Source organism: Flavobacterium sp. GNP001, assembly GCF_054343775.1.
Genome location: NZ_JBTGUX010000001.1, coordinates 2,175,155 through 2,195,417 on the forward strand (window position 1 = coordinate 2,175,155; position 20,263 = coordinate 2,195,417).

Consider the following 20,263-nt stretch of genomic DNA (forward strand, 5'->3'; position numbering starts at 1 on the left):
AAATAGTAAGAAAGTGGAAATGAAGGTTTCCACTTTTTTTTATGTTAAATTTCCTAATTTGTGGATTTCCGTATAGTTTTGAAGATTGGATTTTGTAATATTATCAAATGAAAGAAATTAGCATCATAGACGTGACTTGCGCATTGATATTTTTGGGAAATAAAATACTTGTTACTCAAAGAAGTGAAAAAATGAAACTACCTTTAAAATGGGAGTTTCCGGGTGGTAAACTAGAAGAAAATGAAAGTGAAGCAGATTGTATTAAAAGAGAAATATTAGAAGAAATTAATATTGAAATCGAAGTGCTAAAACAATTATCAAATAGTGTTTATGATTACGGAAGTTTTAAAATCAATTTGATTCCTTTTATAGCCAATTATGTTTCTGGAGAAATCATTTTATCCGAACATAAAGATTATAAGTTATTAGATAAAGCTGAACTATTAAACTTAGATTGGGCAGAAGCGGATTTACCTATCGTTGAAGAATTTTTAAAACTTGAATTATGAACCAAGGATTGTACGAAGAATTAGTAACCAAACTTATCAACTATAAATTAAACGAACTAGATAAAGATACTTTTCAAGTTAAAAAAACCTCGATTGACAGAGCAGAAGCAGCACAATTATTATCGCAGCATATTGGTAGAACTATAAAACAAGCTTTTAACTTAATTAAAGGTGAAGATGTTCTTGAAACTCAAATTGAAATTGCCAATAAGATTATTCTTTTTTTGAAAGAAGAATTGAAAAAGGAAGAATTTGAAGATGACTTAATTGAAACAGAAGGGAAAATATTAAAAGCTGTTTTTACAAAAGTTGATAGTCATTTTACAGATTTGGATTTACATTTAAAAGAAATCACACCCTACACAAGATTAATTCACAGTGAACTTTTTACAGGTGGAAATTCAGGAACAACATTAGAAAGTGAATTAAGAAAAGAAATTTTATCATCAGATGAAATTGATTTGTTGGTTTCTTTTATCAAATGGAAAGGAATTAGAATTCTGGAACGTGAACTGAGAGAATTTACCGAACGAGGCGGAAAACTTAGAGTAATTACAACAACATATATTGGTGCAACTGATGCGAAAGCAGTTGAGTTTTTATCTTCTTTAAAAAATACTGAAGTCAAAGTTTCTTATAATACAGGAAATGAAAGATTACATGCAAAAGCCTATTTATTTCAAAGAAAAACAGGTTTCCACACAGGATATATTGGCTCTTCAAATTTTTCTCGTTCTGCATTAACAGATGGATTAGAATGGAATTTAAAAATAACAACCAAAGAAGTTGGTCATATTATTGATAAATTCAAGAAAACATTCGAAGCATATTGGCAAAATTCTGAATTTGAATTATATGATAAAAATATTCATTCTGTAAAGTTAGTTGAAGCTTTAAAACAAGGAAAATTTTCTAAAGAATACACTTTTACAACATCTTATTTTGATTTAAAACCATTTCATTATCAGAGTGAAATCCTTGAAAAATTAGAAGTTGAAAGATTAGTTCATAATAGATTTAGAAATCTTTTAGTTGCCGCAACAGGAACTGGAAAAACTGTTATTTCTGCTTTTGATTATAAAAATTTTAGAAATAATAATCAATCATCAAAGTTACTTTTTGTCGCTCATAGAAAAGAAATTTTACAACAAGCAAAAGCAACTTTTCAAGGAATTCTAAAAGACAATAATTTCGGCGATTTATGGGTTGATGGAATAGAACCAAATTCAAATGAATATGTTTTTGCTTCGGTTCAAACTCTTAATAACAGAATCAAAGACATCAAACTTTCACCTGATTATTATGATTTTATAATTTTAGATGAAGCTCATCATGGACCAGCATCAAGCTATAGACCATTTTTAAATTATTTTCAACCAAAAATTCTACTTGGATTAACAGCAACTCCTGAAAGAATGGATGGAGAAGATATTTTAGAGGATTTCTGTAATCGTATTGCTGCTGAAATTAGACTTCCCGAAGCTTTAAATAAGAAATTGTTAAGTCCGTTCCAATATTTTGGAATTACAGATAGTATTGACTTAACTAATGTAAAGTGGGAAAAAGGAAAGTACGTTGCAAGTGAATTGACGAGTTTATATACAAAAAATGATGTGCGTGTTGGTCAAATAATTTCAAATCTTGAAAAGTATACAAATGACATAAACGATGTGCGAGCGATTGGATTTTGTGTAACTGTTGAACATGCAGTTTTTATGACAGAAAAGTTCAATTTAGCAGGTTTAAAAGCGGAATGTTTGACACGCAAAAATTCAACTGATAGAGAAAGAATTAGAGCTCAATTCAAGAAAAAAGAATTCAATTATTTATTTGTCGTAGATATTTTCAACGAAGGTGTTGATATACCCGAAATTGATACAGTTTTGTTTTTAAGACCAACAGAAAGTTTGACAGTTTTTCTTCAACAATTGGGACGTGGTTTACGTTTAGCTGAAGGAAAAGATTGTTTAACCGTTTTAGATTTTGTTGGAAATTCAAGGCCTGAATATGATTTTGAAAGTAAATTTAGAGCATTGATTGGAAAAACTACTACATCTGTGCAAAAGGAAATAGAAGATGATTTTCCGTATTTACCATTGGGTTGTTCTGTTATTTTAGAAAAGAAAGCAAAAGAAACTATTCTTGAAAATATCAAGAAAGCAACATCCTTAAATGTAAATCAACTGATTGCAAAGATCAGAAATTTTCAACATCAAACGACGTTACCATTATCTTTAGAAAACTTTATTAGTTTGAATCATTTATCAATTGAAACAATTTATAAAAAAGATAGTTGGTCAAGATTATGTCAAAAAGCAGGTGTAATAGATGATTTTGAATCAAAAAATGAAAAACAAATTTATTCAGCTATCGGAAAAAAATGGTTGTCTACAAATTCCACCAGTTATTTCAATTTCATTTTGAACATTGCAAAAAGTGGTTTTAATATTGACATCAATGATTTTAATGAAAATGAAAAAATCATGTTACTTATGCTACATTATGATGTATGGCAAAGTGCAGGTGGTTTTGATTCTTTAGAGCAAAGTATAAAGCAAATTGGGAAAAATAAAATACTAGTCAATGAAATAATTGAAGTATTAGAGATTTTAATTGATAAAATTGGATTTAAAGAAATTGACATTAAACTTCCTTACGAGCAACCATTAAAGTTACATGCTAGATACACAAGAGATCAAATCTTGGTCGCTTTTGGACTTAGTACATTTGACAAAAAATCTTCAAACCGAGAAGGAGCCGCTGAAAATAAAAGATTAAACACTGAAATTCTCTTTATCAATTTAATTAAATCAGAGGAAAATTTTTCTCCAACAACGATGTATGATGATTATGCAATTAGTGAAACATTATTTCATTGGCAATCACACAATGCTTATGGTCCAGAGACTGGCAAAGGCCGATCATACATAAATCATGGTAAATTGAATAAAAAAATACTTCTTTTTGTTCGAGAAAAAGCTAATGACGAAAACGGAAATACGCTTGGTTATGTTTTTATCGGTGAAGCAAATTTCAGAGAAACAGAAGGCTCAAAACCGATGAGTATAAAATGGGAACTTAATGAACCTTTACCCAACTATTTGTGGAAAGAATCCGCAAAAATGTCAATTGGATAAAATAATTTCAAATTCCTCACAACAAAAAAAGCCCCAAACGGAGCTTTTTATATACAACGATGTTAGGTTTTATTTACTTAAATACATTTTCCTGCGAGAGTACAATTCGTAGAACTGATCGTCTTTTAGGTCATCAATAAACAAGATGCTTTCACCAGTTGATTTCATTTCAGGTCCTAACGCTTTATTTACATTGTGAAACTTACTGAACGAGAACACCGGCTGCTTTATGGCAAATCCTTTTAATTGTGGATTAAAGTCGAAATCAGTTACTTTATTGTGTCCTAGCATTACTTTCGTGGCGTAGTTTACATACGGTTCGCCGTAAGCTTTGGCAATAAACGGCACTGTACGTGACGCACGCGGGTTGGCCTCAATAATATACACGGTATCGTTCTTGATGGCAAACTGAATGTTAATCAAACCAACTGTTTTGAGTGCCAAGGCAATTTTTTTAGTGTGGTCTTTTATTTGTTGCATTACAAACTCACCCAAGTTAAATGGTGGTAAGGTCGCATTACTATCGCCAGAGTGCACGCCACAAGGCTCAATGTGCTCCATGATACCAATGATGTAAACATTTTCGCCATCGCAAATGGCATCGGCTTCGGCTTCGATAGCACCATCTAAATAGTGATCTAAAAGCAATTTATTACCCGGAATGGTTTTTAATAAATTGATTACGTGCTCTTCTAATTCTTGTTTGTTGATTACAATTTTCATTCCCTGACCACCCAACACATACGAAGGACGAATTAACAATGGGAAATCCAATTGATCAGCCAAGGCAGCCGCTTCATCAGCTGTTTCCGCAATACCAAACTGCGGGAACGGAATTTCTAATTCGGTTAACAAATCAGAAAAACGACCGCGGTCTTCGGCTAAATCAAGTGCATCAAAACTAGTTCCTATAATTTTGATTCCGTATTTAGATAACTTTTCAGCCAGTTTCAAAGCGGTTTGTCCGCCCAACTGCACAATAACACCTTCTGGTTTTTCGTGCTGGATGATGTCGTAAATATGTTCCCAAAATACTGGCTCAAAGTACAATTTATCGGCCGTATCAAAGTCAGTCGAAACCGTTTCAGGGTTACAATTGATCATGATTGTCTCGTAGCCACATTCTTTGGCAGCCAAAACCCCGTGCACGCAAGAGTAATCAAATTCGATTCCTTGACCAATTCTATTTGGCCCAGAGCCCAACACAATGATTTTCTTTTTGTCGGTAACTATACTTTCGTTGTCAACGTATCGCGTACCATCTGCTTTTTCGATTTCAGCTTCAAAAGTTGAATAGTAATATGGTGTTTTTGCTTTAAATTCGGCCGCACAAGTATCAACCAATTTAAACACACGATTGATGTTTTGTTCGGTACGTAGACTGTGTACTTCACTTTCTAAGCAACCCATCATGTGCGCAATTTGTCTGTCGGCAAAGCCTTTTTGTTTGGCTTCAAGCAACAACTCTCTTGGCAAAGTAGCGATGGTGTATTTGGCAATTTCTTTCTCGAGTGTAAATAATTCCTCGTATTGTTTCAAGAACCACATGTCAATTTTGGTGATTTCGTGAATTCTACTCAACGGAATTCCAAGCGCAATGGCATCGTAAATAACAAACACACGATCCCAGCTGGCATAGGTTAATTTCTCTATAATTTGTTCGTAATTGGTGTAGCCTTTTCCGTCGGCACCCAATCCGTTTCTTTTAATTTCTAATGATTGTGTGGCTTTGTGTAAGGCCTCTTGAAACGAGCGCCCAATTCCCATAACCTCACCAACCGATTTCATTTGCAGCCCTAAAGTTCTATCAGCTCCTTCAAATTTATCAAAGTTCCAACGCGGAATTTTAACAATCACATAATCCAAAGTCGGTTCGAACAAAGCCGAAGTTGACTTGGTAATTTGATTTTGTAACTCATCTAAATTGTAACCCAAAGCCAATTTTGAAGCAATTTTGGCAATAGGATAACCTGTAGCTTTTGATGCCAATGCTGAAGAGCGCGACACACGAGGATTAATCTCGATGGCCACAATGTCTTCTTTTTCATCTGGTGAAACGGCAAACTGAACGTTACAACCTCCGGCGAAGTTACCAATAGAACGCATCATTAAGATGGCATAGTCACGCATTTTCTGGAAAGTCGTATCCGATAAGGTCATTGCTGGCGCTACCGTAATCGAATCTCCTGTGTGAATCCCCATTGGATCCATATTTTCGATAGAACAAATAATAACTACGTTGTCGTTTTTGTCTCGAAGCAATTCTAATTCGTACTCTTTCCAACCCATCAAAGCTTTATCAATAAGCACCTCATGAATTGGAGACGCCTCTAAACCGCGAGTTAAGAGTTCGTCAAAATCTTCTTTTTTGTACACAATTGCAGCTCCTGTTCCTCCTAAAGTAAACGAAGGACGAATTACCAGCGGAAAACCAAATTCTTGCGCAATCTCTTTACCACGTAGGTACGAAGTACAAATTTCGGCTGGAGCAGTTGGTACATTTATTTTTTTAAGTAATGCTTTAAATTGGTCTCTGTCTTCGGTAATGTTGATGGCATTAACGTCAACGCCAATTAATTTCACATCAAAATCTTTCCAAATTCCTTTCTCCTCAGCTTCCAAACACAAGTTCAAAGCGGTTTGTCCGCCCATAGTTGGTAAAACAGCATCAATTTGCGGATGCGCTTTTAGGATTTCGATAATCGATTTGGTAGTAAGTGGTTTTAGGTAAATATGATCGGCCATAGAAGGATCGGTCATAATGGTAGCCGGATTGGAGTTGATCAAGATTACCTCGATTCCTTCTTCACGAATAGAGCGTGCTGATTGCGAACCTGCGTAATCAAATTCGCAAGCTTGACCAATTACAATAGGACCTGAACCTATTATTAAAACCGATTTTATTGATGTGTCTTTAGGCATGTTGTAGTGTGTTGTGTAGTTATGTGTAAATGTAAAGGTACTGAAAGGAAGACTTTTGGGTCGATTTGCAGTGATTTTTTTACCGAAAAGGTATAAAAAAAGGCGATACTAAAAAAAGTAACGCCTTAAATATGTTTATTCAAACATTATTTTTTGTGTCTTGGTTCGCTAGAAACAGTCAATTTATGTCTTCCTTTAGCTCTTCTACGCGCAAGAACTTTTCTTCCATTAGCAGAAGCCATTCTGTCCATAAATCCGTGCTTATTTCTTCTTTTTCTTTTCGATGGTTGAAACGTTCTTTTGCTCATTGCTTTGTATCTTTAAAAACTTATTTATATGTCTATTTAATTCTCAATAGTGGTTGTTCGAAAACCGAGTGCAAATATACAAAGACTTTTTTTCCTCACAAGTAGTTTTGTAAAAATATTTTCAATTCCTTTTACTATATTTGTGCTCTTAAATTAAACACGCTATGTTTCACAAAAATATCAAATTTATTATTGCCGGACTTATTATTGCCGCTGGCATTTGGCAATTTACTGAGAGTAATATTGGTAACGGAATTTTCCTATTAGTATTAAGTGCCATTCCAATATTTTTATACTTTAGAAATGAATTTATTTTACTCGCTTTCTTAAAACTGAGAAAACAAGATTTTGAAGGAGCCAAAAAATGGTTGTCGCATATTAAAAATCCTGAAACTGCTTTGATTCAAAAACAACAAGGATATTTTAACTACCTACACGGAATCATGCTGGCGCAAACCAATATCAATCAAGCCGAAAAATATTTCAAAAAAGCAATTGAATTAGGTTTATCAATGGATATGGATTTGGCTGTTGCCAAATTGAATCTGGCAGGTGTAGCGATGACACGTCGTCGTAAATTAGAAGCGACTGCTCTTTTGAACGAAGCTAAAAAATTAGACAAGCAAAACATGCTCAAAGAGCAAATTGCAATGATGAAAGAACAAATGAAAAAGATTTAATTGCTTCAATTTTATATAACAGAAAGGGTCAAATTTATTTTTGACCCTTTCTGTTATACTTTCAATTCAGATGTTCCTAAAATTAATGCAGGCAAATGCTCATTGAGCCATTTGTATTTATTTAAAATCATGATGTGTGTTCCGCCTTTTACAACGATACATTTATTAATGTATTGAATCGGAAAAACGTCATCTTGATCGCCATGAATGTGAATTACTTTATCATCAATTGCCACCCGATCCCACAGCACAACTTGTTCTACGGCCCAAGTTAGGTATCCCACATCACGAACGGATAAAAATTTCTTGTACAAATGCAAGCGTTCGTTAATTTTATGACCAAACGAAAACCGCGCTAAAGCATCTATATTTGCAATGAATCGCATGGGTAACAACTTGTATGCCTTTGTCGCCTTGGCTATTTTTAATCGCCTCGGAAACTGATTATTGCAGCGAACACTTGAAATAATGATTACTTTACGAGTTGTAATAAACTTTTCCATTTCTTGAACCAAGATTCCCCCAAAAGAAACTCCAACAAGTACTGGATTTACGTGTGTAATTTTAGCAGCCATTCGAGACGCATACTGCTGTAGAGATTCATTGGGCAGCGGAATTTCCCATTCTAACAAATGCATTTCAAACTGCGATTCAGGCAAAGAAATACGTTCAAAAATAGCAGTACTTGCTGCTAAACCAGGCATGAAATAAACTGGAATTCTATCCATAATTGTTTTAACTATTTTATAACATCATTCGGATATTTAATCCCGAAATTTGTTTAAAAATAATTCTTTTTTCAGAATAAGCGCTTCTTTACAATTACATATTACCATTAAATTATGACTTCGCAACTATATAAAGCAAATACAAGAGGTACTGCTGATTTTGGCTGGCTTCAGGCTAATTTTTCTTTTTCGTTTGGTAACTATTTCAATCCAGAACGCGTGCAATTTGGAATGTTACGTGTACTAAATGACGACACCATTGCAGCTGGAGCTGGTTTTGGTACGCACGGTCATGCCAATATGGAAATCATCACCATTCCGCTTGAAGGTGGATTGATGCACAAAGACAGCATGGGTAACGAAGGCGTTATTCGCTTTGGCGAAGTACAAGTAATGAGTGCCGGTAGCGGAGTGGAACATTCTGAAATGAATGCCAGCAAAACCGAACGCGCTAAAACGTTACAGTTATGGGTTTTTCCGGATACAGAAGAAGTAACACCGCGTTACGACCAAAAATCATTTGACCTAGAACATCACAAAAACACTTTCGTAAATGTAGTCTCACCAAAGGATCTCAACGATGGGAACGCGCTTTGGGTGCACCAAAAAACGTTTTTCAACTTAGGTATTTTTGACGAAAACACCACGGTAAACTACCCGATTCAAATTCCTAACAACGGAGTTTACTTGTTTTTAATAGAAGGTGAAATTGAAATAAACAACCAAATTCTGACAGCAAGAGATGCAATCGGAATAACCGCAACAACTGCAATTGATATTAAAATTAACAGTACAGCTAAAATACTGTTGATTGAAGTACCAATGCAGCAGTAATCCTCCTTATTTTTATGGAAATTAAAGACAATACATTTTCGAGACAATTTGAAACCAACGGCCCACAAGGTTTACTCGCTGTGGAGTATTCTTTTCAGGAAAAGAAAATCTTTCTCACCAAAATTCACAAACCAGAAGGATTTGAAGATGAAGATTTTTTGAATGATTTTTTAAAAAGTATTTTAGAAAATGCCATCGAGAAAAAGTGGAAAGTAGTTCCTATTTTACCACGAATTGTGCAGTTTTTTAAAAAATTCCCACAATACAAAGAATTACTTCCTCCCGGAATTAGATTGTAAAAAAAATTGCTTTGATTTTTTTCACGGCAGATTCGCAGATTTAAAAAACAACTTAAAGTTATAGATTATTACTAAAAATTTGCGAATCTGCGGTTTATTATTATTATTTTTTAAAATATTCCACCGCAAATTCGCAGATTTAAAATTATTTATAATTAAAGATCATCAATAAAATTTGCGAAGTAGCAGTAAATCACTTGCGATATTTTTTTCAACTTCCGCACTGTTTTGATTGCTATTCTATTTGTCTATTTCGCGCATACTTTCCATTTTCTTATTGGCTAAGAATCCAGTAATATCTTCAAAATGCTCTACCACACGTTTGTTTCCAAATTCAAATACTTTAGTCGCCAATCCGTCAAGGAAATCACGATCGTGCGAAACCAAAATTAAAGTACCATCAAAATCACGCAAGGCATCTTTGATAATGTCTTTGGTTTTCATATCTAAGTGATTTGAAGGTTCATCCAGAATTAATAAATTCACTGGCTCAAGCAACAATTTAATCATCGCCAAACGCGTTTTCTCTCCACCTGAAAGTACTTTTACTTTTTTGGTCACATCGTCACCGTGAAACATAAACGCACCTAAGATGTTTTTGATTTGAGTTCGCACATCACCTACTGCAATGCCGTCAATTGTTTCGAAAATAGTAGCATTTTCATCTAATAAAGCCGCTTGGTTTTGAGCAAAATAACCAATTTGTGCATTGTGTCCAATTTCTACACTACCTGAATCAATACCAATTTCTTTCATAATGGCTTTGATCATCGTCGATTTACCTTCACCATTTTTACCTACAAAGGCAACTTTTTGACCTCTTTCGATTACCAAATTAGCATCTTTAAAAACCACATGATCGCCATACGATTTCGACATTTCTTTTACAATCACAGGATATTGTCCCGAACGCGCTGCAGGCGGAAATTTCAAACGCAAGGCAGAAGTATCAACCTCGTCAACCTCTACAAGTACTAATTTTTCTAACATTTTAACTCGCGATTGAACGGCATCTGTTTTAGAAAAAGTACCACGAAATCTATCAATAAAAGCTTGATTGTCTGCAATAAATCGCTGTTGCTCATCGTATGCTTTTTGCTGATGAATACGACGATCCTTGCGCAGCTCTAAGTAATGAGTATACTTCGCTTTATAATCGTAAATACGTCCCATTGTTACTTCAATAGTACGGTTGGTTATATTATCAACAAATGCTCTATCGTGCGAAATTACCACAACCGCTTTAGCTGAATTAATCAAAAAGTCTTCTAACCATTGAATACTTTCGATATCCATGTGGTTGGTGGGCTCATCTAGTAAAATCAAATCGGGTTTTCTCAAAAGAATTTTAGCCAACTCGATACGCATTCTCCAACCTCCTGAAAACTCAGAAGTTTGACGATTAAAATCAGTACGCTCAAACCCTAAACCAGTTAGAATTTTCTCTACTTCAGCTTCATAATTTATCTCTTCGATGGCATAAAATTTCTCACTCAAATCAGAAACGCGCTCGATTAACTTCATGTATGCATCACTTTCATAATCAGTACGAATGGTTAATTGTTCGTTGATTTCGTCAATTTCAGCTTTCATTGCAAAAACTTCCCCAAAAGCTTTTGAAGCTTCTTCAAGCACAGTAGCACCATCAGTTGTTAGCAAATGCTGTGGCAAATAAGCCACGACAGCTTCTTTTGGTGCGGAGATATTTCCAGTTGAAGGTTTACTTTGCCCTGCAATAATTTTAAGTAAGGTAGATTTACCCGCGCCATTTTTACCCATAAGGGCGATTTTGTCATTTTCATTAATGGCAAAAGAAACATCACTAAAAAGCGTTGTACCACCAAATTGCACTGAAATATCGTTTACTGTAATCATTATTTGAGTTTAAAGTTTAATGTTCAAAAGTGTAAAGGATTCCATATTTTATGAAACCGTTTTTTTGAAGGTGCAAAGATAGATTAAATAAGGAATTGAGCAATTATTAATTTTTTATGCCAAAAACTAAAAACCGCTAATTCACGAATTTAAAATTTGCGAATTAGCGGTTTTTTAATGGCTTTTTATTTTTTTAAACAAGAAGCATTTATTCTTTTCTCCACTTTTTAGTTGCCTCAAAAACATGTTCTAAAATGGCCGCTTCACGCTCGTCAAACTCCATATTACGGCGACTCATTACCAAGCGTGCTGTTTCGAAAGCTTTTTTAGTAATGTATGTTGTAAAACCAGATGCACCACCCCAAGAAAAACTTGGTACAAAATTGCGAGGAAAACCGCTTCCAAAAATATTAGCGCTCACTCCCACTACGGTTCCGGTATTGAACATCGTATTGATTCCGCATTTACTGTGATCGCCCATCATCAAACCGCAAAATTGCAGTCCTGTTTTTGCAAATCCTTCGGTTTCATAACTCCATAATTTCACCTCTTCGTAGTTGTTTTTAAGATTCGAATTGTTACTATCCGCACCAATATTACACCATTCGCCAAGAACTGAATTACCTAAAAATCCATCATGCCCTTTGTTCGAATATCCGAACAAAACCGAATTATTTACCTCGCCACCTACACGGGAATGCGGACCAACTGTGGTTGCACCATAAATTTTGGTAGCTAATTTTACTTGCGCATGATCGCACAAGGCAAAAGGACCTCTGATTACCGAACCTTCCATGATTTCAGCATCTTTACCAATATATATAGGTCCAGTAGCAGCATTTAAAGTTACATATTCTAGTTTAGCACCTTCTTCGATGAAAATGTTTTCAGGTGCAATCACATTTACACTTTTAGGAATAGGTTGTGACGTTCTATCTTCTGTTAGAAATTCAAAATCAGCACGAATTGCAGCATCATTTTTAGCAAAAATATCCCAAGTGTGCGCCACTGTTAGGCAGTCATCATTGTACTCGATAATTTCGTAAGAGTCAAAATCTACTTCTTCTTGCTCGTCATTGGTATAAAAAGCGATGACTTCATCGCCTTTAAAGACAGCTTGATTTGGTTCTAAATTACTCACTATTTCCGCCAAAACTGGATTAGGAAGAAACGAGGCGTTGATCATTACATTCTCCTCTAATTCAACCATTGGGAATTTCTCCGACAGATATTCTTCTGTTAAAGTCGTTGTGGTTGAACCTAAGTAAAGTTCCCATTTTTGACGAATAGTCAAAATTCCGATTAAAATATCAGCAACAGGGCGTGTAAATGTAAAAGGCAAAAGTGCATTTCTGGCAGGTCCGTCAAAAAGTATGTAATTCATGGTGTAGCTTTTCAGATGTTATGAAGGTTCAAAGTTACAAAGTTTTAAATAGCAATAAAAATAAAAGGTCAACGAAGGAATTGTCGATAAACTCGTAATGTTTTTTAAACCATTAAGGTATTACGGGAATTAAGGTTTGGGAAAATAAAAGTATTGGGAAGGAACTGGTGTAAAGTACCATTACAAGAATTGATATCAAATAAAAAGCCCCGCAAATTGCGAGGCTTTGATATGAAGTAAACAGTTAAAATTATTTAACGTGTTTCGCGTATTTAGTTTTGAACTTGTCAATACGTCCTGCAGTATCGATAAGTTTAGATTTACCTGTGTAAAAAGGGTGAGAAGTTCTAGAGATCTCCATTTTTACAACTGGGTATTCAACACCGTCAACTGTAATTGTTTCTTTTGCATCTGCAGTAGATTTAGTGATAAAAACTTCGTCATTTGACATGTCTTTAAATGCAACTAATCTGTAATTTTCTGGGTGAATTCCTTTTTTCATCTTGTAAATCTTTTTTTATTGATTGGTTAGTCCTTGTTTTGCAGCTTTTTCAAATACAAAAAAGGTATAAACGCCTACTAACTTTTTGTTTAACACTATTATTTTGAGTGTGCAAATTTACAATTAATTTTCAATAAACAAATCTTTGATTCACTTTTTTTACGCAAATCCAAAAAACGTTTTTTAGCGCTGTATGTTTTGGGAATTGTTATCTTTGTGGATTAATTTTAAAACTAGCAAAAATGACTAACGAAATTGTTAAAAAGAACGGAATTACATTTGGAGTTGCAATTGGAGTTGTTTCTTCATTAATTACTGCCCTAATCTATGCTATTGACTTGAATTTGTTTACCGAATGGTGGATAGGAGTACTCAGCATTTTAACATATTTAGTTTTAGGAATTGTATTGTTGGTTAGAACAAAAAAAGAATTAAATGGCGTTTTCACTTTTAAGCAAGCCTTTACGACTTATTTTATTGCCATCGTAGTTGGAATTTTAATATCTGTCCTATTCAATATACTATTATTTAATGTAATTGATCCATCTGCTAAGGAGGCCGTTAATGAATTGATCATTAAATACACGATGAATATGATGCAAAAATTTGGCGCACCAGCATCAGCAATTAATGAAGCTATTGCTAAAATGAGAGAAAACGATCCGTACTCGCCTATTGAATTATTGAAAGGATCCCTTTTCAGTATTGGTTTTAGCTCACTATTTGGTTTATTATTAGCTGCTATTTTCAAAAGCAAATCTACACAAGAATAAAAATTAATGAATTTATCTATACTTATTCCGCTTTTAAACGAAGAGGAATCCCTGCACGAACTCTACACATGGATTATCAAAGTGGTTCAAACCCATAATTATTCGTATGAAATCATTTTTTTAGATGATGGAAGTACCGATAATTCTTGGGGACTAATTGAAGGCTTTTCCAAAGAAAACCCTCATGTAAAAGGCGTTCGTTTTATGAAAAACTTTGGAAAATCGCAGGCCTTACACGCCGGTTTTGCAAAAGCTCAAGGAGATGTTATTATTACCATGGATGCTGATTTGCAAGACAGCCCTGAAGAAATTCCGGGATTGTATGACATGATTACCAATGGAAAATACGATTTGGTTTCGGGTTGGAAAAAGAAACGCTACGACTCTGTTGTGGCTAAGAATTTACCCTCGAAACTATTTAATTGGGCAGCACGAAAAACATCAGGCGTAGAATTGAATGATTTCAATTGCGGCTTGAAAGCGTACAAAAATATTGTTGTTAAGAATATTGAAGTTTCTGGCGAAATGCACCGTTACATTCCGGTATTGGCTAAGAATGCAGGTTTTGGCAAAATTGGTGAAAAAGTAGTGCAACATCAAGCCCGAAAATATGGTGAAACTAAATTTGGGATGGAACGTTTTATTAACGGATTCTTAGATTTGATTACCATTTGGTTTTTGTCTCGCTTTGGCAAAAGACCAATGCACCTTTTTGGCGCGATGGGATCTTTGATGTTTATCATAGGATTTATGCTTGCAGGATATATTGGGTTTTCGAAATTATATTATATGTATAACGACATGCGCTATAGCTTGGTGACCAACAATCCTTGGTTTTATATTGCTTTGACTACGATGGTTTTGGGAACACAATTATTTCTAGCTGGATTTCTGGGAGAAATCATTTTGAGAACGAAAAATAATGAAGAGCGCTACAAGGTTGCGAGTAGTGTAAATTTGTAGTTTTAAGCAAAAACGACATGCAACGGGACAAACCCTAGCCCTGATAGCAGTGGAAATCCTTTTATGCGCCGCGGCGAATAAAAGATTGTAACGAATAGCAGGAAATAGCTCCTAGAAAAAATAAAAAACACATCAAATGGAAATTAAACAAAACATTTTAGATGCGGTCAATGAATGGTTGACACCAACGTTTGACCAAGCCACACAAGAAGCAATTATAGAATTAATGACCTCATCACCGAAGGATTTAGAGGAAAGTTTCTATAAAAATTTAGAATTTGGAACCGGTGGAATGCGCGGGGTAATGGGTGTGGGAAATAACCGAATCAACAAATATACATTAGGAAAAAGCACGCAAGGATTATCTGATTACTTGAAAACTACTTTCCCGAACCAACCTTTAAAAGCAGTTATTGCTTATGATTGCCGTCATGATAGTGATACGCTGGCAAAAGTAGTTGCTGATGTTTTTTCGGCTAATGGAATTGAAGTTTACTTGTTCTCTGAACTTAGACCAACACCAGAATTATCCTTTGCAGTAAAGCATTTGGGATGCCAATGTGGAATTGTACTTACTGCATCGCACAACCCACCAGAATACAACGGATACAAAGTATATTGGCAAGATGGTGGACAAATTGTACCACCAGAAGACAAAGGAATTATTGAGGTAATTGAAAACTTGACTTACGATCAAATCAAATTTGCAGCAAATGAAGATTTGATTCATTACGTAGATACTGAAATTGATGCTGCTTTTATAAAATCAACTATTGAGAATGCTAGTTTTGGTACTTCGGCTGAGGCCAAAAAAGACTTGAATATTGTATTTACCTCTTTACACGGTACTTCGATAAAACTTGTTCCAGATACTTTAGCGCAAGCGGGCTACACCCAAGTGCACATTGTTGAGGAGCAACGCGTGCCAAATGGTGATTTCCCAACAGTAAAATCGCCAAATCCTGAAGAGCCAGAAGCATTGACTATGGCATTGGCGTTGGCAGATAAAACTAATGCCGATATCGTTGTGGGTACTGATCCAGATTGTGACAGATTAGGAGTTGCAGTTCGTAATAACGAGGGTAAAATGGTATTGTTGAACGGAAATCAAACTATGGTTTTGATGACAGCCTTTTTACTAGAGCAATGGAAAAAAGCCGGAAAAATTAACGACAAACAATTTATTGGTTCTACGATTGTATCGACTCCTATGATGATGGAGCTAGCTACTAATTATGGCGTAGAATGCAAAGTTGGTTTGACTGGTTTTAAATGGATTGCCAAAATGATCAAAGACTTCCCAGAACTAGAGTTCATTGGTGGTGGCGAAGAGAGTTTTGGTTACATGGTGGGCGATGCTGTACGCGATAAAGATGCTGTTGCGGCAACCCTTTTGGTTTGCGAAATGGCAGCTCAAGCAAAAGCCAATGGAAGTACTGTATACCAAGAACTAGTTAAATTGTATGTAGACAACGGTTTTTACAAAGAACACTTGGTCTCAATTACTAAAAAAGGAATGGAAGGATTACAAGAAATCACACAAATGATGATTGACTTGCGTGAAAATCCTTTGAAAGAAATCAACGGCGAAAGAGTGATTATGGTAGAAGATTACCAATCAAGTACAGCTAAAAACCTTTTAGACGGTAGCGTATCTGAAATGACGATTCCAAAATCGAATGTATTGATTTACTATACCGAAGACGGTTCTAAAATATGTGCTAGACCAAGCGGTACCGAACCAAAGATTAAATTTTATATCAGTGTAAATACTACACTCGATGCTGTTGAAGATTTTGAGGAAGTAGAAGCAATTCTGGACCAAAAAATCGCCAATATTATTACTGCAATGCAATTGAACTAATGGATCAGAACATAAAAAAATTAATACCTTTTACAAAACCCTATCAATCACATATTGTATGGAACATTATATACAACATTTTGTATGCTTTGTTTAGTACAATATCTATGTTGACTTTGTTTCCTGTTTTACAGGTACTTTTTGGTAAAACTGAGAAAGTTTACAAGGAGCCTGTTTACACAGGAATTGGTAACTTAAAGGATTATGTAACCGAATATATCAACTTTAAAATTTCCTCTTTATCAGATAATGAAAGTACTGAAGTAGTATTGTTGTTTGTGGTAGCGATGGTTATCACTACATTTTTCATTAAGAATTTATTCAACTACTTGGCTTCCTATCACATCATGCACTTAAAAAACGGTGTATTGAAGGATTTGAGACGCTCGATGTATGCCAAAATTATTGAATTGCCTATCTCCTATTATTCTGAAAAAAGAAAAGGCGATATGATGGCGCGCATGCTGGGTGATGTCAACGAAGTTCAAAACTCCTTTTTCTCTATTTTAGAATTGGTAGTAAAAGAACCTTTGACTATTGTTTTTGCATTGGGAATGATGTTTGCCATAAGTACCAAATTAACATTATTCGTCCTTATTTTCATGCCTATTTCGGGTTACATCATTTCTAAATTGGCTAAAAATTTAAGAAGCCAATCGAGAGAAGCACAAAAAGAAAGTGGGTCTTTAATCTCTGTAGTTGAAGAAACATTAGGAGGCTTAAAAGTCATAAAAAGTTATAATGCTGAACCTTCATTTAAAGGTACCTTTAACGAGTCTGTAACAAGATTATTGAACTTAACTAACAGCATCGGAAGCCGCAACAACTTGGCTACACCATTGAGCGAATTTCTTGGAGTAACCACAATTGCTATTTTACTTTTTTACGGAGGTCTTTTGGTTTTGAATGACAAAACGCTTGACGGCGCTTCGTTTATTGTGTATTTAACACTAGCTTTTAATATTTTAACTCCTGCAAAAGCCATTTCAAAAGCAACTTATTCTGTGAAAAACGGATTGGCAGCTGCTGAACGTGTATTTGAGGTTTTAGATGTAGAAAACGAAATCACATCCAAAGAAAATGCTATTCAAAAAGACGCATTTGAATCGGATATTAACATTTCAAACATCAACTTTAAGTACGAAGACGAAAAAGTGCTAAAGAACTTTTCGTTGCAAGTAAAAAAAGGACAAACGGTTGCACTTGTAGGACAATCAGGAAGTGGTAAAAGTACCATTGCCAATTTACTAACTCGTTTTTATGATGTAAACGAAGGCACGATTTCAATTGATGGAATAGACATCAAAGATCTTGATTTGCAATCATTGCGTGGTTTAATGGGATTGGTAACCCAAGACAGTATTTTATTTAATGATACCATCAAAGCCAATATTTCATTAGGAAAACCAAATGCTACCGACGAAGAAATCATTGAAGCTTTGAAAATTGCCAATGCCTTTGAGTTTGTTCAAGATTTACCAAAAGGAATTCACACAAACATTGGCGACAGCGGAAATAAATTATCTGGAGGACAAAAACAACGTTTGTCTATCGCTCGTGCGGTTTTGAAAAATCCACCGATCATGATTTTGGATGAAGCAACCTCAGCATTGGATACCGAAAGCGAAAAATTCGTTCAAGTAGCGCTAGAGAACATGATGCAAAACAGAACTTCAATTGTTATTGCTCATAGATTATCCACAATTCAAAAAGCAGATGTCATTGTCGTGATGCAAAAAGGAAAAATTGTAGAGCAAGGAAACCACGAAGAATTGATTGCACTGCAAGGCGTTTACAATAAACTAGTTAGTTTACAATCGCTTGAGTAATTAAAATCGACAACTCAGCACTGAAGTAAGACATTTCAGTATACATTTTTTAAAGGTTACGTAAGATAGCAATATATTTACGTAACCTTTTTCATTTAAAACAATCTGTTATGCTATTCAAAACTGTTTTAATACTTCACATTCTTTCTGGATTTACTGGTTTACTGTTAGGCACCATAGTTTTAATTCGCAAAAAAGGCGACCGAATTCATAAAAAAATTGGCCTGATTTTTACCATAGCAATGGTCAGCACCGGATTGTGTGCTTTTTACTTATCGTATGTACATCCTAATTTATTTCTTTTTATCGTGGGTGTTTTTACGATTTACTTGGCCATTTCGGGCTACAGAATGATACAATTAAAAAAAGCCAATTTGGGTCAGAAACCGCAACTTGGTGATGCACTGCTAACGATTGCCATGTTAATCTGCTCAGTCATTTTTTACTACATTGGGATTCGTTATGTACTAGCTAAACAAGTTTTTGGTATCGTATTTCTATTATTTGGATCAGCCAGTTTAAGATTGTGTTACATAGAATACAAAGCCTATACTGGCAAAGTAACTGATCCTTTATACGGTTTAAAAAATCATATTGGCCGTATGACAGGCGCTTATATTGCAGCTTTTACAGCTTTTATTGTAGTTAACAATACTTTTTTACCTGATGTGGTAGCTTGGAGTTTACCCGGAATTATAGGCGGTATTTTTATATCAAGATCCATCCAAAAATTAAAGTCTAACTTAAATAAAATTTAATGATGAAAAGAATTTTTGCTTTAACACTATTCTTGAGATTTTCATTTTCAAATTATGCTCAAAACACAAAAATAGATCCGATGCAAGTAATCTTAGCAAATGAAAAAAAATAACGTTGAAAAAACAAGTTCTTAAATCATAAGTGAAAAAAATTGGTGAACTTTACACAAAAGCATTTCCTATAAATTGTAGCTATGTACGTTAATAACACCTCGATTAAACTTCCTCAAGATCCGAACACAGTCGTTTGGAAATACCTAGACTTATCTAAATTTCTGGATTTATTGCTTTCGAAGAAGCTATTCATGTCGCGCTCAGATAAGTTTGAGGATCAATACGAAGGTACCTTTAGCGAACCCACTTTTGAGGAAATCAAAAAATTATCGCAAGACAATCCTGATTTTTTAAATTACTACAAAAAGCATCGCGAAAAAGTAGCTATTAGCAGCTGGCACATTAATGAATACGAATCTTTTGCAATGTGGCAAATATTTACTCAAAACACAGAGGGACTTGCCATTCAGTCTACTTTGGGCAGATTACAAAAAGCGCTGCATTTAGAAAGCGACCACAAGCAATTCATTGGTGAAGTCAACTACATCGATTACAAAAAAGAACACATTCCGTTTGATGATTCGTTTTTCCCGTTTTTGTTCAAAAGAAAAAGTTTTCAGTACGAGCGCGAAGTACGCATCATTACTGATATTGGCGAAAGTGAAAACAAATTAAACGAAGGACTTAAAATAAACGTCGAGGTGACAACTTTGATTGAAAAAATATACATTCACCCAAAATCTGAGAATTGGTACAAAAACCTAGTAATTCAATTGGTAAAACAATTGGGCTATGCTATTACCATTGAAAAATCAGATTTAGAAAGTGATATTTTGATTTAAAT

General features: G+C 34.7%; 17 protein-coding genes. 11 read left to right on the forward strand and 6 right to left on the reverse strand.

What is annotated here, in order from left to right; translation table 11 throughout:
- The first annotated feature begins 107 nt into the window (after nucleotides 1–107).
- Both ACXX8U_RS09210 and ACXX8U_RS09215 read left to right on the forward strand, forming a co-directional pair.
- Nucleotides 108–509: a (deoxy)nucleoside triphosphate pyrophosphohydrolase gene (locus ACXX8U_RS09210; RefSeq protein WP_458565601.1), complete on the forward strand. Its 402-nt coding sequence runs from the start codon at nucleotides 108–110 to the stop codon at nucleotides 507–509.
- The gene (locus tag ACXX8U_RS09215; RefSeq protein WP_458565602.1) at nucleotides 506–3,646 is read left to right on the forward strand and encodes a DEAD/DEAH box helicase; all 3,141 of its coding nucleotides are present in this window, start codon (nucleotides 506–508) and stop codon (nucleotides 3,644–3,646) included. The genes ACXX8U_RS09210 and ACXX8U_RS09215 overlap by 4 nt, the downstream gene beginning before the upstream one ends.
- 69 nt (nucleotides 3,647–3,715) lie before the next feature.
- On the opposite strand, the gene carB is transcribed toward ACXX8U_RS09215, so the two are convergent.
- Nucleotides 3,716–6,568 (reverse strand): carbamoyl-phosphate synthase large subunit, encoded by a 2,853-nt coding sequence (gene carB / locus ACXX8U_RS09220; RefSeq protein WP_458565603.1) that lies wholly within the window; start codon nucleotides 6,566–6,568, stop codon nucleotides 3,716–3,718.
- Between the two features lie 146 nt (nucleotides 6,569–6,714).
- Nucleotides 6,715–6,876, reverse strand: coding sequence for a 50S ribosomal protein L34 (rpmH, locus tag ACXX8U_RS09225; RefSeq protein WP_008464848.1), 162 nt, complete (start codon nucleotides 6,874–6,876; stop codon nucleotides 6,715–6,717).
- Nucleotides 6,877–7,040: 164 nt separating this feature from the next.
- Here rpmH and ACXX8U_RS09230 point away from each other — a divergent pair, with 164 nt between their 5' ends.
- Nucleotides 7,041–7,556 carry a DUF2892 domain-containing protein gene (locus ACXX8U_RS09230; protein ID WP_210788226.1) on the forward strand — a complete coding sequence of 172 codons (516 nt, stop codon included), beginning with the start codon at nucleotides 7,041–7,043 and terminating at the stop codon, nucleotides 7,554–7,556.
- A 53-nt stretch (nucleotides 7,557–7,609) separates the two neighbouring features.
- On the opposite strand, the gene ACXX8U_RS09235 is transcribed toward ACXX8U_RS09230, so the two are convergent.
- Nucleotides 7,610–8,284 (reverse strand): alpha/beta hydrolase, encoded by a 675-nt coding sequence (locus ACXX8U_RS09235; RefSeq protein ID WP_458565604.1) that lies wholly within the window; start codon nucleotides 8,282–8,284, stop codon nucleotides 7,610–7,612.
- A gap of 114 nt (nucleotides 8,285–8,398) precedes the next feature.
- Between ACXX8U_RS09235 and ACXX8U_RS09240 the strand changes: the two genes are divergently transcribed.
- Together ACXX8U_RS09240 and ACXX8U_RS09245 are read left to right on the forward strand one after the other, a co-directional pair.
- Nucleotides 8,399–9,118 (forward strand): pirin family protein, encoded by a 720-nt coding sequence (locus tag ACXX8U_RS09240; protein WP_458565605.1) that lies wholly within the window; start codon nucleotides 8,399–8,401, stop codon nucleotides 9,116–9,118.
- Between the two features lie 14 nt (nucleotides 9,119–9,132).
- Complete coding sequence (locus ACXX8U_RS09245) at nucleotides 9,133–9,417, forward strand: GNAT family N-acetyltransferase (protein ID WP_458565606.1); 285 nt, start codon at nucleotides 9,133–9,135, stop codon at nucleotides 9,415–9,417.
- Nucleotides 9,418–9,657: 240 nt separating this feature from the next.
- On the opposite strand, the gene ACXX8U_RS09250 is transcribed toward ACXX8U_RS09245, so the two are convergent.
- The 3 genes from ACXX8U_RS09250 to ACXX8U_RS09260 form a co-directional block, all read right to left on the reverse strand.
- Nucleotides 9,658–11,292, reverse strand: coding sequence for an ABC-F family ATP-binding cassette domain-containing protein (locus tag ACXX8U_RS09250; protein ID WP_458565607.1), 1,635 nt, complete (start codon nucleotides 11,290–11,292; stop codon nucleotides 9,658–9,660).
- A gap of 208 nt (nucleotides 11,293–11,500) precedes the next feature.
- Nucleotides 11,501–12,676 (reverse strand): GlmU family protein, encoded by a 1,176-nt coding sequence (locus tag ACXX8U_RS09255; protein WP_458565608.1) that lies wholly within the window; start codon nucleotides 12,674–12,676, stop codon nucleotides 11,501–11,503.
- Between the two features lie 250 nt (nucleotides 12,677–12,926).
- On the reverse strand, nucleotides 12,927–13,178 hold the full coding sequence (locus tag ACXX8U_RS09260; RefSeq protein ID WP_166138340.1) for a type B 50S ribosomal protein L31: 252 nt from the start codon (nucleotides 13,176–13,178) through the stop codon (nucleotides 12,927–12,929).
- A 242-nt stretch (nucleotides 13,179–13,420) separates the two neighbouring features.
- Here ACXX8U_RS09260 and ACXX8U_RS09265 point away from each other — a divergent pair, with 242 nt between their 5' ends.
- The 6 genes from ACXX8U_RS09265 (at nucleotide 13,421) to ACXX8U_RS09290 (ending at nucleotide 20,261) form a co-directional block, all read left to right on the forward strand.
- On the forward strand, nucleotides 13,421–13,951 hold the full coding sequence (locus ACXX8U_RS09265) for a DUF4199 domain-containing protein (protein WP_458565609.1): 531 nt from the start codon (nucleotides 13,421–13,423) through the stop codon (nucleotides 13,949–13,951).
- 6 nt (nucleotides 13,952–13,957) lie between these two features.
- Nucleotides 13,958–14,914, forward strand: a complete 957-nt coding sequence (locus ACXX8U_RS09270; protein WP_458565610.1) for a glycosyltransferase family 2 protein — start codon at nucleotides 13,958–13,960, stop codon at nucleotides 14,912–14,914.
- A 136-nt stretch (nucleotides 14,915–15,050) separates the two neighbouring features.
- The gene (locus ACXX8U_RS09275) at nucleotides 15,051–16,778 is read left to right on the forward strand and encodes a phospho-sugar mutase (protein WP_458565611.1); all 1,728 of its coding nucleotides are present in this window, start codon (nucleotides 15,051–15,053) and stop codon (nucleotides 16,776–16,778) included.
- On the forward strand, nucleotides 16,778–18,607 hold the full coding sequence (locus ACXX8U_RS09280; protein WP_458565612.1) for an ABC transporter ATP-binding protein: 1,830 nt from the start codon (nucleotides 16,778–16,780) through the stop codon (nucleotides 18,605–18,607). Before ACXX8U_RS09275 ends, ACXX8U_RS09280 begins: the two co-directional genes overlap by 1 nt.
- A 110-nt stretch (nucleotides 18,608–18,717) precedes the next feature.
- Entirely contained in the window at nucleotides 18,718–19,365 is a 648-nt protein-coding gene (locus ACXX8U_RS09285; protein WP_458565613.1) for a DUF2306 domain-containing protein, read from the forward strand.
- 194 nt (nucleotides 19,366–19,559) lie between these two features.
- On the forward strand, nucleotides 19,560–20,261 hold the full coding sequence (locus ACXX8U_RS09290; protein ID WP_458565614.1) for a hypothetical protein: 702 nt from the start codon (nucleotides 19,560–19,562) through the stop codon (nucleotides 20,259–20,261).
- Nucleotides 20,262–20,263: the final 2 nt, after the last annotated feature.